We start from the raw sequence: 16211 nt of genomic DNA, 5'->3' as shown, positions 1-16211 counted from the left end.
CTACTCTCCGGAGTTCAAAGGCAGGTCAAGCAGAACCGTGTTGAAACGAGAAGACCTCACTAAACGTGCTCTTTCATGTATTGGATGGCTTAAAAACTATGTTGAACTAAATAATGTGAATAGTCTGACGGACATCAATAAATACTGTGAGGATTTCCTTGTTCCGATTCTTAACAGAACTTATGGCCTGAAATTGATTAATTTGAATCAAATTGAAGTGAATTTTCCAGCCGTTGATCTGGGGGATTATCATTCACGTATTTGCTATCAGGTCAGTTCAACTGTTGAAGTGAAAAAAATAGAGGAAACGCTAGACACATACGACTCAACCGGTCTATATAGTAGTTTTGACGAGATCTATCTATTTATGCTGGGTACTAAGAAAAAATATAGGAAAGAACTGAAGTATGATAACTTTTCCTTTAATTACAATAGAAATATCAAAGATTTCGCCGATTTATCGCGTGATATACTCAGCAAAGAAATCGATGAACTTAAAGAAATTGTTGAACTAATGGAAACTGAAATGTCTGGGAACAACAACATTGATGATCAGATAAAACTCATGATAGATGATGAGTTGAACTCGAATTATTCAATTTTGTTTAGACAAGCGATACAATACCAAGGACATAAAATCAGATTCAGAGATGTAATCAATTCGATCTCCCCTGAAGAATTTGGAACTGAGAAGTTATATTTTATGCTCAATCTTATGAGATTGAAAACAACTGTTTATGATAAACATGAGCAACTACTAATCGAGAACCCATCCGATTATACAAGGGAACTAATCGAAATCTACAAACAGTTTAAAAAGCTAAACGCATATCAAGATTTGTTTCATATGAGGAGAGATGAATATAGAGAGCTAGTTAGAGTTCTCAAGCCCATCTTAAATAGGGTTATTGTTAAGTTCCCAAGTGAGCGTCTGACTATGGGATGGCAGGATTAACCTAATGGTGGTCAATGTCAAAAGGATAGGGGTGAGTTTGGTGAATAATCACGGGACCGGGCACTAAACTGAAGTTTTATTAATAACGTTAGCGTTACCTGGTGTGAACCACATTTCATTACGTCAAAAAAAGAAGGTCGGTCTCAAGCCGGCCTTCTTTTTGTTTTTGGAGACATTTTCATATTGTTCCAAAGGGGGATTCAGTATGTCAAAACCTGATAATGAGCATTCGTTTATGGATGAGATCGCACAGTATGAAGAAGATAATCCGATCGATTTCAATTTAATTAGTCGAGAGATACTTAAACAGGCTGAAAAGAGTGTTAGATCTAGCCGGCAAACATATCGATACAATAATCAATTGAAAAATATTACTCATAATGAAGTCAGAAATTACGTAGCGAAGAAATTGAAAAAGTTGTTCTCACTAACATTAGTTGAGGTTGAATCTACACTGGTGAATGGTAGGATAGATATATTAGCATTAGATCATAACAATAGATATGTAGGGATTGAAATCAAAAAGATGGCAAATGTGGCCGAGCTTCGTCAATTTCAGCAGTATCAAAAAGAATTGAATGAGAAATACGGGCCTGATAGTAAGCTAATTGTTCTAGCTTCAGGATTTACTCCAGGTCTATTAGAGTTCGATTTGAGTGGAACTCATCTCTGGAGATACGAAATCTGGTGGAAGATCCAAACGTATAAAACTAAAGAGGATAAATATCTGATTGATGAATTGCGTGTTCAAAAATTAGAAGAGGCTGGAGGGTTAATTAATAGGCTATTTGAAGATAAGATATGGTTGAAGAAGAAGCTCCAGTTCAATGATCAAGGAAACAGGCAGAGAAGATAGTAAAATGGGTACCTGTCAATAGCTTCAGAAATGTTAATATGCCCTTTTATGTGTCCGGGATATAGAGGGGTGTAGATACTATGACTAGAATCAACGAGAAGGTTGAGTAATCAGCTATTTAGCCATCTTAGATGATCTTTATGTTAAATCATTTGTCGTATATACACTAATTCATCTTATAAGGGAGAGGGTTTAGGTGGAAATAGCCAAGTTAGCCAATCAAGACATTCATATTTTAAAGGAATGGTCTAACTTAAGGAGCAAAGGGCATTCAATCGATTCAGCGGTAAACACCCTCGAGCAGAATTATAGAATACACTCTCAAAAAAATGGATTTAGGTGCAAGTGCTGTGATCAAGAAGTAACTATGGTACTACGTAAAGGTTCTCCTCATTTTCGACATCAAGGAGAGCGATGCCCAAGTGCAAATAATTATAAGACGTATATCAAACGTGTTAATAATTACGAGACAAAGGATATTCATAGTGTCGGTCGTAGTATTCTAAGAGTTTATCTGGAAGGACAGTTAAGAATTAAAGGGGTTACTGTTGAAGATGGCTACATGTATCGAACATTGCTAACAATAGTCCCAGACTTTATTCTAACGTTTCCAGACGGCCGGCAATGGGCTCTTGATTACGTGACAGGTAAGAAGCAAGACGACACTTATCGGAATTACATTAATAAAAGGACGAATACATACAAGGAGTTTGGATTCAATCCAGTTTATCTTATAGACTCATCGTGGATAGCTGAACACCCCGACCACTCTATGGTTACGCTCTATTTAGCAGAAGATCAAATGAGGGCAAGCAGTTCTAAAGATCGAATGTGGACTAACTTTATCCAAGAGTACTATGATAGCTTTGGGGAAGAGTTTGTACATCGTGAATTATTTGGCACTTCAAGTATCAAGAGACTTGATCCAGAACTAAAAATATATAGTCTTGCCTACGTCAATCCTAACGAAGGTTTAGGTTGGATTCAACGAATAATCCCCTATTCGAAGAAATTCGGTTATCATGTGCACAGCTCCACATTATCATTAGAACAACTGACTTCGTTATCTGCAGATATGGATGAGTTTCAATGGTGGGATGAGAATGAAGACCAGGTTATGATTGATACATTGAATCAGCTAAGTGCGGTATTTGAAGATGAGTACGAAATACCCCATAACGAGCCTGAATTCCCAACGGTTTCAATTGATAACATTCAGGCTACGGCTATAGAAAGTATTAATGGTTCTAATAGGTATGAAATAGCCAATGCTTCTTCTTCAGCACAAACCATTTTGGAGTTAATTAATGAAAATATGGATGTGACGATGGCCAGCGACCTGGTAGAAATCATTCTCAAATCACAAATGAGTAGAGAAGACCTTGACTTAATTAGAGCTAAAGCCCGGTCAGTAATGGGGAAGTTAAGTGAACACAGAAATCTCCCTTGGGAATTAAGAGAGGTTTTAATTGAAATTGCTCTGATTACTTGATAAGTAACTCTTTTTTTGACCATCATACCAGGAGGGAACACCATTTCTGTGACACGGATGGATTACTATAGACTTGATGTCTTTGATAAGAAAGTTGCCGAACATGCTTCTCAATATAATTCGTTGTTTGATGAGGAGAAGATAAAGCGGTTGAGAGAAAGTAGAAATCGTTGCATACATCCACAAGCTAGACTAGGCCCTCACAATTCAGAGAATGTTATCTCGAGAAGAACTATTTCAACTCAATTAAACGACATACAGCTTTTAGCGGGAATTTTTTTAGAGCATTCGGTTATTGAGGGTAAATCCAAAGTAATTGATGAAGATGTTTCTTCGTTTCATCAACCAATGTAATTTAGTGCGGTATACAAATTATATTTGGTTTGGAATGGATTATTTTAAATCAATCTTAATCTATAGGCATGTAGCAAATTACTATTATCATCTTTGGAGGTCTAATGAATACTAAGCGTTATCTAACTTTATTTATGGTATTATTGTTACTTTTCTCAGGGGTAATGACGCCTTGGGACAATGTTTACGGCAGTGCCGTTAATTCGAATGCTGAGACAAAAGATAAAACTAACCTCCAGTGGATCCCTCACAATTATAGGATAAATGGAACAGGAAAACCTATAGTCAGGGAAACGACAGTCGATTATACTACAGGTTTATTTACGAATGAGGATACTGTACTAGACTTCATAGACACCTCTTCTGAATATTATTTCAAGTACATTAGCGGGATGAACACGAAAAACCCTTTAATCACTTATGCGATATTGAAGGGCGGAGCTACAGAAAAACTTTTAAAATATGATAGCCAGAAGAAAGTTGTTACTACCCTCGCAGATCGAAATATTAACGATGGAACGATTGACGAAGTTTACCCAGATGCAGGGATGTACGTCGTAGAGAAGGGAAGAAGAGAATACCTCGTTTATTCTTTAGCTACCAATAAACTGATACATAAAGCAAAAGAAAGACCCATGGAACACTCAAATATTTTTGTAACAAACTACTTGTACCACAATTACTTTGAGCCAGAGTTGTCCATTGGAGCATTATATGTGGAAGCAGGTACGTACTATGATGCAAAGAATGGATATGTTTCTTACCCAGGAGAATATCCTTACGAGATCAAGCCTAATGGAAAAATAGTAAAACTCCATACAACTAGAGAAAACGCCTCAAATGATTATGTTGACAAGAGAAAGTTGAATGACACGGTTGTTCTTCTTCAGACAAAAGTAAAAAGGAAGTTCAAACACGAACTCATTATTAACGGATGAAAAAAGACCATCTTTGAGACAGACTCGAGCCGACCAAATTATGCCTTTGCCGTCGCTCAATCAAGTCCAAATGGTAAGTATGTCGTACTCTGGGTGAACTTCATCGAAAACAATCGATCGGTCAAAGGAAAAGACGAATATCGGATTTTTGATACCCAGACTGGGAAACGGGTTCAAACCATACCGATCAATACGACTGTATCATCTTCTGCCATTAATTACGGGGTCAGTTGGATGGCGGGTACGGATCATATCTTTCATCTGGTCTTTTAAACCAAGGTGCCTATCGTGTCACGGGGACCGATCTAATGACACCTCGAAGATATGGTAAAGTTGTTGACGATTTTACTGAACCTTATTATAGCTTTTCACTGAATGATTACTTGAGTATAAATGATCCTATTCCAGTGAGTTTTGAGGGGGAATACCTGAAGTATAGTGGTCAGGGGACGTTCCGTCATACTGATCTAACTACGTACACACCTGTTTCGGAATTAATGCCTCTCTTAGGTGGAGCCATTAGCAATAAAGACGGTAAGATTACCCTTACTTATCAAGAGAAGTCGTTTAATCTGGATCCCAAAAAACAAATCGTTTGGAAGAACCGCACCTATTATCCAATTAGAGATGTTCTAACTGGCGTGGGTTTAAAACTTTTGACTAAATCTAACAAACTAGCTTCCGAAGAGTGGAGAGAACTTTAGATTGTGAAGTAGTTATCAAAGCGTATGTCGGAGGACTAGAACATAGTCTCTTTGAAGTTGGTAATTTGGGGGCTTTGTTATTTTATTGTTACAAGTTCGTGTCCCAAGCCAAGGACAAGAACTTGTAACGATTACTGAAATGGACAAGAACATAAACATGAGGGGAGAAACACAATGAAAGCAAGCAAACGCAGAATGAACGGCAAGCCAAATCGGGGGATCGGCCGGAGATCGGGGCGCAAGTGGGCAACTGTCTGCTCGCAGCGGTCCTGGCCCTAACGGTCATCGTACCGGCTTATCCGGCAGAACGCGCATCGGCGGCATCGGTTACGACGCAAGGAGGGTTCACGCAGAATCAACTCGATGGATTGGCTTATCTGAACGAGATTCGGGCGAAGGTAGGCATAGGGCCGTTGGAGCTGGATGCGAGATTGACGCAAGCGTCGCAGGCTCAAGCGGCTTATTACAATACCACCCACTTCGAAGGATTGTCGGCCCATAGGGAGAAGCCGGGTACGCCAGGATTTACGGGAGTGACGCCCGGAGACCGGGCTCTTGCTTTTAAGGCTCTCGAATACCCGCACAGGCATCGTTCCTGAACTGAACGAGTTCCTTGAAGCGAAAGAGAGAAACGAGCAGATCGAGGAATTAGTCGATTTGTTAGAGGTAGTCTATAGTTTTGCTCATAGTCAAGGTACTACGATGGAGGAACTAGAGTATATTCGCAAACTAAACACGATGAGCGTGGAGGGTTTGAGGAAAGAGTTATGCTATTAACAACTAATTAAATAGATTATTCATGTTACTAAAGAGCAGAAATAAGATTTAATTCAAGACTGACTCGATTAGAGTCCTGCAACTCCAATGAGAATTATTAATGTATCAAGCGCGTACTAGCATCTAGCAATAAAGCGACTCTACAAAATGAGTCAATTTTCATTATTCAAAGATATAAGGAAAGAGCCAAAGATTGATGAGAAAAGAGGACAACTTGCTATCTTGGCATATGCCTCTAGTATCCGGTGTACAACTGATCCTTCAGCAAGTTAATGGAGTCAAATAACATCTCACGCATGGCACGTAGCCTTTGCTGTACGTCTGGCCAACGTGATGCACCAAACTCATTACACCGTCATTACACGCGCGCCATGAGATGCATGTGGTTCGAAGTTCTGGAAGCCAATCTTTCAGGCGAATCAAATCATTTCATTAAATAGCACAAGTACAAATCACAGTAGAAGATGTTCCTGATGGGGCGATTTTTTTGATTGGAGGAACAGTGAATCGTAATCGGAAAAGAAACGAGCTCCGTAGAGAAAACGGACATGGACGAGACTCATCTGGATCTGCAGCAACCGTCAGTGAAGCCCTAACCATCGCAATCCTTGTATTTTTCACATAGAAGGTTTACATTCAAATGGTTGAAAATAATGGAAGAGGAGTTTGACATAATGGTAAAACTTTCAGAACAAGAACCGAAATTCAAAAATAAAACAATGTTTATTCTTAAATTCACAAAAAAAGAATACGCAGAGTCTCTGCAAAACGGAGATCTCTATATGAACAATTTTAAATGGTTTATAGAGCAAGAGAAAAATACTGGCGAGAGGGGACAAGGAGATGTTCTTGAATCGTCACTTAATATTAACAAGATAGAGTATACATTGCTGCACCAGGAAACAAATGAAATCATATATGAAGGTACAGCAGAAAATTTGAATATGACATTCGATGATTTGATTTACCAGCCTGTTTTCAGTGCTACTAGTTTAGATGGGGAGTTATTGGAGATCGAAAAAGAGGATGAAGAGTCTTACTATACCAAATTAGTTTTCACCGAGGAACAAAAAACAGCGTTTACTGAAATATTTAAAGCTGATCACGTTCTAGTCGTACCATTTGATGTTTTTTCAGCTAAGATAACGAACTATGCTGAAGAGAATAAAATAGCGCTTATAGGTAAGAAAGTTATTTATGATGATTATAGTATTAACAACTCTGCGCGTATGAAATCTTTTGAAAAACTAGATAAAGATGTTTTCTTTTGGAAGGATAACGCTCTATCATATCAAAATGAGTATAGAGTTGTAGTCTTAAATGACGTTGAGACTCCGTTCGTACCTAACATTGGAGATCTCTCGGCTAATTCAAAAATTTATACCACAGATGAAATATTTAGTGGCGAGTTTCGTTTAATCATTCGTAAAAACGCGATAATATAAAATACGAACTGACCCTTGTCACGGGACAAGATCATTGTTCCATTCAAATCCCTTGATGTGGACGTATCTCGGGCTGAGTACGGAGAGGTTCGAGGGAGAATGCCCTTTTGAAACTTTGCCTTCGGAGTAGTCAATAAAAAAGACGCAGTCCATTTCAAAACTGCGTCCGGGTCTTGCACGTGTTGGCGGTAAAGATTAGAGGTATGGTTCTCTCCAATTCATGGTAGAAGAGAGTATACAGTTTCGTGTTTGCTCGACAAGAAAGAGCTAAACTAAGAAGCTTTCTTAAACAGCATTAAGTAGTTCCATTATTATTGGCTAAAGCTACAAAAACTAAATTTAATGTATAGAGGAAATCTCATGGCAAATTTAACTAGCATTGCAAAAGCTTTTTTACATTACTGTAAAAGAAAAGATTCAAATGAAATGAGTTATATAGGGGACGTGCCGCTAAAAAATCTGATAGATAGTTTATCTACTCATCCGAATTTTGCTGGCCGTATAGCTTTAGACCTGACAGAGAACTATCTATGTGGATATGCTCAAGAACCTGCTATCAAAGAGAAGGAACGATTTGATAATGATGACGCAGCGGTTTTGCTAGAGTCATTGTCGCAATATCTTGAAAAAAATCGTATCGATAACTGGATTCTAATTCCTCTGAGGCATGCCCATCTTTCTTCATCAGTCCGTTATAAAAATTTCATTTTCTTGTCTGGTAGTCTTGAAGAAAAGGCTGACACCTTAAGGAAAATAGGTAAAAACTCAAGAATGCAAACTCAACATATTATGAATAACATTATACGTAAATCACCTGGTTTTTTTGAACACCCAATATTAGCAATCCGGATAAAGGATCACAATGAAAGTGTACATCAGGATGTGCATAATCAGGCTTTCTATTGTATCACCTTTCTTCAAGCCATCTACTGGGGTCAAATTTATCCAGCATACCGATATCCACAGTTTGCACGCAGGTTCTCGGATAAGAAAACTGATCATATGATGCTATTTGGCGAAAATAATTGGCAACATAGCACAATCCCTTTTAGAATCGATGCCACCTGCAACTTGAATCTGGATTGGTTACTTGAAAAAAAACACATTAAATTGTTTGATTCTCTCTATCAAAGTTTTTTGAGTAACACAAGATCAAACAAACTACGGGCGAAATTTCGTACCGGTTTCAGATTTTTCAAAAAGGCCATTGAATCTGAAGAAAGAGGCGATTACTTTGAGAGACTAGGTTTACCGGTAATGAACTTGGTTATTGCGTCAGAGACAGTACTCTTACCTGTAAGAGCGCCAAAACGTTTTCAATTGTCCTTCTTAATGCCAGGTTTAACTAAATTAACTGATTTAAATGAATCAGACAGCGCTCTCATAACAAGTGAAATGTATACCTTAAGATCAGAGTATGTCCATGGGGGGACGGAAGTCTATCATGATTTTGATGATGGGTTCGGGCCTGGTGAACTAACTACGAAGTATACGCAGTATAAGCGTATGGTCGCTAGAGTATTGATCAAATATCCGTACTATGAAAAACTTGTAGTAAAACGTTCTGCTACCAGAGAAGTATATCTAAATGAATGGCATGCATACCTGCGGAGAAAGATAGATGGAAGTAGATCCATTAATCCGGAACTGTGGGATAATATTAAACCAAAAAAGAAGAAATGTCCTGAGTGTGATTCCCCAATAACTTGTTAAGTCGCAGCATTCACATTAAATGTGTGAATGCTGCTTTTTGTATTTGCAGCGTAAGCCGGTTACATTAGACAATAAAGACACAATTACATACATATGTACAAAATCCCAACTTTGTGTAAATGTATTCAACGATTTTAGGGCTGGTGGGAATTCAAGTATCCATCCCTACGTGTTTGCCATTCAATTGTAGCCCCCAGCCAAATGCTCCTTTTCGAGTTGCTGAGACCTGGCAAGTTACATATTGATATGCTTTTATTTTTTGATTACATCTTTTGGTCTTGCATTTAAATAATATGGTGCATCACTGTTGTATTGAACTATGCCCTCTAACCCCTGTTGTTTTACTCCTAAGAAAAGCTGGAGGCCATCATCATATAAAGGTGTTATGGATATTGTCTCAGATGGGTTTAACACCGTCTGAAGAAGTTCACGCCTCTTATCAAATGTCATCGTCGTTACCGACTGGCCATCGACCCATAAAACTTCCCATATCGGAAAGTGAGCTTTTAGTGTTTTACAGATTGATTTGACGGCGGTAGATTTTTTCGTGTGAAAACGGGTCATTGCATCTTCCCACCAGATCTTCGGTGGCTGATCTGCAGGCTGAGTAACATCAAAAGCGATGCATTCTCCATCCAAGATGGCTGTTTTAACTGATAATTTTATTTCTTGAAGCTCCGGGAAACGTTCATTTATTTCAGTCCCATGTCTTCTATATGCACGTACACTACCATTATCGTAATGAATTAATATCCTAAATCCGTCCCACTTAATGCTGGAACTTCCAATCATTTTTAATTTCACCAGGTACTAATGGCTGTAAAAACATTGGTTTGAATGGTTTATTTAGCACAAGCAAAAACCTCCGCCCTAACCTTAGCATGCGGAGTATAAGTGTATCTATATGAGATTATTGGGATGAATGAGAATTATGAACAGTCATATGTCCTAACGTATGTCTCCACTGGAACAAAGTAATTATTTCCTTTGTGGGGATTGCATAGGGTCTGCCGGCGGATTAATAGATTTTAAGTAGATCGAAGTACAGTTCGTAAATATCGGCTGAAGGCAACTCTCTTAAACAACCCTCGTAAGAATTACAAATCCTAACGAAAAGGTTTGTTCAATCTCTTTTTAGATTAAATTAGCATGATCATAGAGGACGGACATGTCCAGCGTTAATACCTGCGTTCAGATTCCCATACAAAGCCCTCACCGAATTTTCGTCTAATACTGCGGTTTCCCATTTGGACGTCATAGCTTCAAATAAATAAGAAAAATGTGTTTCTACATGATCAATTTGTTTCTTATAATCATAAAAAGATTGATAACTACTTATATATCTGAGATAAGTTTCAAATAGAAATGCATCATCAAAATATGTATCAACTATAAAACAATAGGTTGAATCATTAGGGAAAAAGTATTTATTCATCTTGTTCAATAAATCAAACTGCTTTTCCTCTAATTGAAACCAATTCTTGGGTAAGAGTTTTCTTTTTTCAGGATTGGTTTTATCATACCTATGTTCATTGGATAATTTAGACATATATTTCCCTACAATTACGACCAAAACATCAGAAATTCGAAGCCCAACATGATTAGTAGAATCTTCATTTTCTTTTATTGATGGAAAATTTAATTTTTCGAACGGTTCTATTGGTATACCTTCATCAAGAATCAGTTCTGTTGACTGTATATTAAATTTATTGGCAAGGTTCATTTCTGTAATCCACAAATCAATGTCAAACGACACCTTGTTCCAATCAAATGATGCTTGCTCAAAAGGTTTATCTTTAATGAAGTGCTTTGTTTTTCTAATTACTTGGATTATTTCGCTATAACTCTCTATTTGTTTCCCCATTCTCCTTATATGCTGGTTCGTTTTGATAAAAGCTCCCATGTGTTTCTGGATTTCTGTAAGAACTTCTCTATTTCCTATATCTGGATTAAAAATAGATTGAATTACAACCTCACTAGCTTCATTCTCCATATATTTCACAAGAGCATATTTTAAAAGCCGTGCTGATTCAATATAGTTTCTTTCTTCTATGAAAAGAATCCAATTTTTCAATCTATTGTCTACAACTAGAGACATTTTATTTATTGAAAATAGTAAATTATTAACATTATTCTCAAGGAGTAAGTCGAACAAGGAACTATAAAAATCTAGTTCACGATTTTTAAGACTAGCGATACCATGATTAAAATTTTTGTCCAAAATATCTTTTCCTTTTAATTCTCTATCGTCAGAAAATTTTCTGTAGGACATGTATTTGTCTTCTAACATCTTATATTCACTTTCAATATTAAGGAGGTTTTTCTCATTTATCTTAATTAAGTCAGCAACATAAATATACATGTTGTCATTTCCTAACTTGATTTTCTTCTCTTCATCATAAGGTGTCGTAATCCTAATTGTTTCTTGCGGCCCTTTTTCATCAATATATAAGTAGTCCAATTTTTTCATCCTTTCACTTCTGATTTGAATTTTTTTACATTTATTAACTATAAAGAATTATAGCAGTATTATCCAGAGATTCTTAATTAATTATCTGCATTAACTACATTTGTTAGGTGAAATTTTGTTTACTCTCTTAGCTTATTATTCCATATAGTCCAGGAGGTATCGTAATAAATTCCTCACTTCAACGTCCAGGTTCAGATGAAAATGGGCCGGCATCTAACTTGTATGTCGCTCCTAGTACTCACGGTACCGAAATTCAAACGCTCCAAAGACTGCAAATACTCTGCCTTCATTGTTGTGCCTGGGATTAATAACCTTCAGATCAGTTTACGGTGATACATGATAAACGGTTTTCATGTAGTAATCATCCTCTCGTTATCTTGTTTTTACTTGATCCTGAGATGGGAATTTAAAGTCATCATGATGATAGGCTTCCTAGCAACGTTTTTCCCTAAATATTAGACTTTGACTATCTTTGATCTATTGAATATAATGACATACCACATTTTGGTTGTCAAGGAAGATATTTTAACCTTTAAGTATAAGTAGATGCATGTAAAACAGCCTAAAAACCTACTCTATATCTTCTTCAATAGCTCCTTTTGACTATTTAGACATATATACTTTTAAATTATATGGAAATATTTTTAAGAATATGGTAAATTATTTCCATCACTAACATCTGCTAACAAGGGATAGGTGTACATAATCTAAAATTGGGAGGAATAAAATTGAAAAGATTCAAAAAGAGTTTATTAGCTTTTTCTGTAGTAGCCGCATTAACGTCGGTTTCGTCCGTTTCAGCCTTTGCAGCTGAATCTCCATCACGATCTGCAATTATCGTGGACTCATCTCTTCCTGAAATCACACCATTTACCGAGTACTTACCTATAACTGAAGGTAAACTAACTAGTGCAGGAAATTCTTGGAATCAGAAGGCTGGATATGATTATGCCAGAGTGTATATTTCCAATACACAATCCCAAACTCTAAATGTATATATCTCATATAATCTAAATGGGAATAAACAAAATATCTGGACTGGGACAGTTAGTGCGAATAGCTCTAAGACTATTCTTGTTACTCACGCAAGTGGACAAACTTTTAACGTAGATTATAATACTGCTAATGGTACAGTAAGTGGAAGCATTGAAGTACGTGCGTCTGACGTGCCATTCGGCTAAAGTTCCTTTAATAATCCATTTAGTAAGGGTTTCGTCTCAAAAAAGCAGACTTCCAAGATAATTATTGGGAGTCTGCTTGATGAGAATTAACTCTTATTTTTGCTATGTGGATAAATTGTGCTTCCAAATTCGACAAAACAAGATGGCCTATGGTTTGGCCAGCCGGTTGCATTATGAGAGAAACATTGAAGTTCAATCAACCAACAAACTATTTTTGAATTCCAACTGCACCTCGAATTTTTTTCCGGAGCTAATAAGAAGAGAGTACTTATTTTCTTGTATTTCTTTTTCCATATTGTTGAATATGATACCATAACAACTTTTTCATAAATTATTCCGGTTCCGGTCTGTTCATAATTTACTGAGACTATCTCTTTAAACTTATCATCTAATAGCTGATCTAAGATTCGTTGGTGAGTCTTCATGTTAGAGGATTTTTATTGTCCATAATTCTTACTTGATGTTTTTATGTATCGCTTTAACTGCTTATAGAACTCTTCGCGCGTACCGGCTAGGATAATTAGAACAGTTTGCCCTCATCATCTTGTTCAATGACATAAGCGATCTCATAAATATATGTCGTAACCATAAACACCAGCTAAATCCCCAGTTTTTGTTTCGCCAGCTTCAAAGGGATTTAGCTGTATATCCATAAAGGCTTCTTTAAACTTTTTCTTTAATTCCTTATCCTTCAGCTTTTTGATGAAGGTTTTTGTTGGCCGAGAAGGTATAAGATCAAATGTCATCGTCGTCATCGTCTCCGAAAAGGTCATCAATTGTAGTTCTTTCACCCTTAATCTTGGTTTCTTCAATTAATAACTTAACAGCTTTACCAAGTTGGCCTTTTCTATTCTTGAATTCGGCTAACAATTCAGTTCCTGTGTACCCTTCACTAATCAAGTCGTTTAAAATGTTTTCGGAAAAATCATCATAATTTTCGCGTGATGGTCTAATAACCATATGATTACCGTAGAGTTCCAAAAGGACTTCTTCGCCTATTTCTAAAACGTCATAGAATTCCTTTGGAATACTAATTTGTCGTTTACTTGAAACAGCTATTCGTTTTACCTTCTTAGGATATGACATGGTACTACTCTCCAATTCCCTCTGGGCTATTACCATATGTCTATTCCCTCCTAACTTATATTTATACCAAGTTTCTGTAGAAATTTTAATTATTTATTTCCTTTTTCTTGGTTTCTTGGTTTCTTTGTCTCTATATCTTAAAACATGTAAATCTTACGAAACAAGGTTTACTTCACTGCATAACGAATTCTCTCTTATCTCTTTATAAGTCCCCATTCAAACTTACTGTCGCTTTTGCTTCCTCCAATCTGGTCCGACCAACAAATCACGGTTTTAGGCTCCAGCAAAAGCAATCCAGGATCAGTACATGGTCGCATAGCTTAAATTCTGCCTGTGATTCATTAAGGCCTGAAGCACGGGCTGCTCGTTCTGCAAGCTCATCCTCACTTGATATCTCATTTTAACCGATATGAATATTTATATTAGTATAATCATGATAATCACCCTGGCGGGCAAATATGTTCACCACAACATGATACGAAAACCTTTGGTTATTACTAAACTTCTTGGCGATAACCGTTTTTTGTAAATATGTGTTGGTCTCCTCATTGCAGAAACATCTACTAGAAACAATCAAAAATAGCAGCCACCAGCGTCTGCTATCTAGCTTCCAGTTTCAAACATACCGTAATTGTGTGCAATTGAATGACTGTATTAAACTGTAGTCCTCTTCATTGCTATAAGAAAGCTCCCCTCGAATCCTAGAGTTTTTACAGTATATATTCTAAGGGTTGCACTTCAAAAGTGTATCAAGGTATAAAATTAAGGAGGTAACCCCAACAGCTACTCATAGTCTCAACTACTACTCTATATTGATTACCATCCCTCTAATCTTATTCAGGTAAACCCTTAACTAACCCGCTTTAAATTACAATTTTTGAATGAATAATCCATTTGAATTTCATTTTTAGCGAAAAGAAAGTCGGAGAACCTACATATTCAACTTTTAATTAGAAAGACTCTCAATATTCTTAAAGAGATTGTACTGAGGAGTACGCAGCAAATTATTAAGAGATATAAATGCTGGATTATAACTTGATTTTACAGCATGTTTCTCTGAGGTTGTTAATTCACTCCATAGTGTAGGATTAAAAAGCAAACTTCTTCTAGCATATAGCGTTACAGTATTATTTAGAAAACTAATTTGATCTTTTAAATTTAGACCTTCAAACTGTGAAATGAAATTAGAAAAAACTGAATTGTCTATATTAAACCAATTAAAAACAACATAAGTTTTTTCGTTTTGCGGAAAAATATTGAGTGTAATCATTTTACTATCATCTATATCATCTGCTATTTCATTATTTTTGATATCATAGAATGGAAATATAGCTGATGAGACAGCTATTTGTGCTTTACCTTTATAAATGAAACTTTTAGAAATGATATCAGAATGATTATTATTAATTATCATTTTATTATACTTATTTTGATATTCATTCAATTTATTTTTTTGCTTATTCAACATAGAAAGAGTACCGCTAACTTTCTCATGTACTCTTTTACTTTCTAAAAATAGTTTTTGATTAGCCTTAATTGATTCATCCAGTTGATGATATTCAAAACAAAATGCTCTATAAGAAAACAAAAAATTTTGTTGAACATCTTCTGGATAAAAGTCGAAATTATCAATGGGTTGAAATAAATCATCATGTTTTTTACAAAAACCAAAGAACACCGACGCACGTTTAATATCGATACCCTTAATTTTTATACTGAGCATTTGTTGGTTGTTGTATCCCAAATATATTTTCTTCACTTTTCCATCCAGTTGTAAATTATCCAAAATTCTCTTCCTGGCTATTGAATGGGCTCCTATCACCTGTTCATTCTTACATTCAGCATTATTAGGATGCAAACATTGTCTTACAATCTTATCCTTATTAAACATATGTACTATAGCCTCTGGTTCAGTAATTCTTGTGTCAAGATACTTTACAAACTCTTTTTCATTTAGGTTACAACATTTTTTATATTTTAAACCTGATTTACAAGGACACATTTGATTTCTACCAATTCCCACTTTTCAATCACACCGATCCACCATTTATTTGAAATATCTTCTTATGCTTTTAAACTCATTATATATTCGCTATAAATCTACTTTTTTTCATATCCTTGGTAGCCATTTGCTCTCGTGTATCATCAGCTAAATTATACCACGTCCTTACTATAAAAGTTTTTATGGTATTTCTTCGTGTCCAACTACAATAGTAGTAGAATGTTATGCTTATCCGATC

Annotated in this window: 16 protein-coding genes; 11 read left to right on the top strand and 5 right to left on the bottom strand. The window is 36.2% G+C overall.

Translation table 11 applies throughout. From position 1 onward, the window contains the following. The first annotated feature begins 40 nt into the window (after positions 1-40). The 10 genes from MKY44_RS31025 (at position 41) to MKY44_RS30980 (ending at position 9234) form a co-directional block, all read left to right on the top strand. Positions 41-955 carry an SMEK domain-containing protein gene (locus MKY44_RS31025; protein WP_341010407.1) on the top strand — a complete coding sequence of 305 codons (915 nt, stop codon included), beginning with the start codon at positions 41-43 and terminating at the stop codon, positions 953-955. 205 nt (positions 956-1160) lie between these two features. Further along, positions 1161-1811, top strand: coding sequence for an endonuclease NucS domain-containing protein (locus MKY44_RS31020; protein ID WP_341010406.1), 651 nt, complete (start codon positions 1161-1163; stop codon positions 1809-1811). Positions 1812-2007: 196 nt separating this feature from the next. Beyond that, a complete protein-coding gene (locus MKY44_RS31015) occupies positions 2008-3303 on the top strand; it encodes a hypothetical protein (RefSeq protein WP_341010404.1) in 1296 nt (431 codons plus the stop codon). Positions 3304-3351: 48 nt separating this feature from the next. Beyond that, on the top strand, positions 3352-3657 hold the full coding sequence (locus MKY44_RS31010) for a hypothetical protein (protein WP_341010403.1): 306 nt from the start codon (positions 3352-3354) through the stop codon (positions 3655-3657). Positions 3658-3761: 104 nt separating this feature from the next. Continuing rightward, positions 3762-4595 (top strand): hypothetical protein, encoded by an 834-nt coding sequence (locus MKY44_RS31005; protein ID WP_341010401.1) that lies wholly within the window; start codon positions 3762-3764, stop codon positions 4593-4595. Between the two features lie 93 nt (positions 4596-4688). After that, positions 4689-4868 carry a hypothetical protein gene (locus tag MKY44_RS31000; RefSeq protein ID WP_341010399.1) on the top strand — a complete coding sequence of 60 codons (180 nt, stop codon included), beginning with the start codon at positions 4689-4691 and terminating at the stop codon, positions 4866-4868. Between the two features lie 35 nt (positions 4869-4903). After that, a complete protein-coding gene (locus tag MKY44_RS30995) occupies positions 4904-5299 on the top strand; it encodes a hypothetical protein (RefSeq protein WP_341010397.1) in 396 nt (131 codons plus the stop codon). 242 nt (positions 5300-5541) lie between these two features. Further along, on the top strand, positions 5542-5898 hold the full coding sequence (locus MKY44_RS30990; RefSeq protein WP_341010396.1) for a CAP domain-containing protein: 357 nt from the start codon (positions 5542-5544) through the stop codon (positions 5896-5898). Positions 5899-6750: 852 nt separating this feature from the next. Continuing rightward, on the top strand, positions 6751-7521 hold the full coding sequence (locus tag MKY44_RS30985; protein ID WP_341010394.1) for a hypothetical protein: 771 nt from the start codon (positions 6751-6753) through the stop codon (positions 7519-7521). A gap of 360 nt (positions 7522-7881) precedes the next feature. Beyond that, positions 7882-9234, top strand: coding sequence for a hypothetical protein (locus MKY44_RS30980; RefSeq protein ID WP_341010393.1), 1353 nt, complete (start codon positions 7882-7884; stop codon positions 9232-9234). Positions 9235-9486: 252 nt separating this feature from the next. Here MKY44_RS30980 and MKY44_RS30975 read toward each other — a convergent pair whose 3' ends face one another. Both MKY44_RS30975 and MKY44_RS30970 read right to left on the bottom strand, forming a co-directional pair. Further along, positions 9487-10026 carry an ATP-dependent DNA ligase gene (locus MKY44_RS30975; protein ID WP_341010392.1) on the bottom strand — a complete coding sequence of 180 codons (540 nt, stop codon included), beginning with the start codon at positions 10024-10026 and terminating at the stop codon, positions 9487-9489. 361 nt (positions 10027-10387) lie between these two features. Beyond that, positions 10388-11704, bottom strand: a complete 1317-nt coding sequence (locus tag MKY44_RS30970) for a hypothetical protein (RefSeq protein WP_341010390.1) — start codon at positions 11702-11704, stop codon at positions 10388-10390. Positions 11705-12432: 728 nt separating this feature from the next. Between MKY44_RS30970 and MKY44_RS30965 the strand changes: the two genes are divergently transcribed. Continuing rightward, positions 12433-12885 (top strand): hypothetical protein, encoded by a 453-nt coding sequence (locus MKY44_RS30965; protein WP_341010389.1) that lies wholly within the window; start codon positions 12433-12435, stop codon positions 12883-12885. Between the two features lie 566 nt (positions 12886-13451). Here the strand turns inward: MKY44_RS30965 and MKY44_RS30960 are convergent. The 3 genes from MKY44_RS30960 to MKY44_RS30950 form a co-directional block, all read right to left on the bottom strand. Further along, on the bottom strand, positions 13452-13631 hold the full coding sequence (locus MKY44_RS30960; RefSeq protein ID WP_341010387.1) for a type II toxin-antitoxin system RelE/ParE family toxin: 180 nt from the start codon (positions 13629-13631) through the stop codon (positions 13452-13454). After that, positions 13621-14007 carry a hypothetical protein gene (locus MKY44_RS30955; RefSeq protein ID WP_341010386.1) on the bottom strand — a complete coding sequence of 129 codons (387 nt, stop codon included), beginning with the start codon at positions 14005-14007 and terminating at the stop codon, positions 13621-13623. The genes MKY44_RS30960 and MKY44_RS30955 overlap by 11 nt, the downstream gene beginning before the upstream one ends. 910 nt (positions 14008-14917) lie before the next feature. Beyond that, positions 14918-15994: an SEC-C domain-containing protein gene (locus MKY44_RS30950; RefSeq protein WP_341010383.1), complete on the bottom strand. Its 1077-nt coding sequence runs from the start codon at positions 15992-15994 to the stop codon at positions 14918-14920. Between the last annotated feature and the right edge of the window lie 217 nt (positions 15995-16211).

Origin of the sequence: Paenibacillus sp. FSL R7-0026 (genome assembly GCF_038004485.1) — a bacterium.
GTDB classification, from domain to species: domain Bacteria; phylum Bacillota; class Bacilli; order Paenibacillales; family Paenibacillaceae; genus Paenibacillus; species Paenibacillus xylanexedens_A.
This window is presented reverse-complemented; position numbering and strand designations above follow the sequence as displayed.

Coding starts and splice junctions, on each gene's coding strand:
- MKY44_RS30955 (WP_341010386.1), bottom strand. CDS start 14,007: ATGGTAATAGCCCAGAGGGAATTGGAGAGTAGTACCATGTCATATCCT.
- MKY44_RS30970 (WP_341010390.1), bottom strand. CDS start 11,704: ATGAAAAAATTGGACTACTTATATATTGATGAAAAAGGGCCGCAAGAA.
- MKY44_RS30975 (WP_341010392.1), bottom strand. CDS start 10,026: ATGATTGGAAGTTCCAGCATTAAGTGGGACGGATTTAGGATATTAATT.
- MKY44_RS30980 (WP_341010393.1), top strand. CDS start 7,882: ATGGCAAATTTAACTAGCATTGCAAAAGCTTTTTTACATTACTGTAAA.
- MKY44_RS30995 (WP_341010397.1), top strand. CDS start 4,904: ATGACACCTCGAAGATATGGTAAAGTTGTTGACGATTTTACTGAACCT.
- MKY44_RS30960 (WP_341010387.1), bottom strand. CDS start 13,631: ATGACATTTGATCTTATACCTTCTCGGCCAACAAAAACCTTCATCAAA.
- MKY44_RS31020 (WP_341010406.1), top strand. CDS start 1,161: ATGTCAAAACCTGATAATGAGCATTCGTTTATGGATGAGATCGCACAG.
- MKY44_RS31005 (WP_341010401.1), top strand. CDS start 3,762: ATGAATACTAAGCGTTATCTAACTTTATTTATGGTATTATTGTTACTT.
- MKY44_RS30985 (WP_341010394.1), top strand. CDS start 6,751: ATGGTAAAACTTTCAGAACAAGAACCGAAATTCAAAAATAAAACAATG.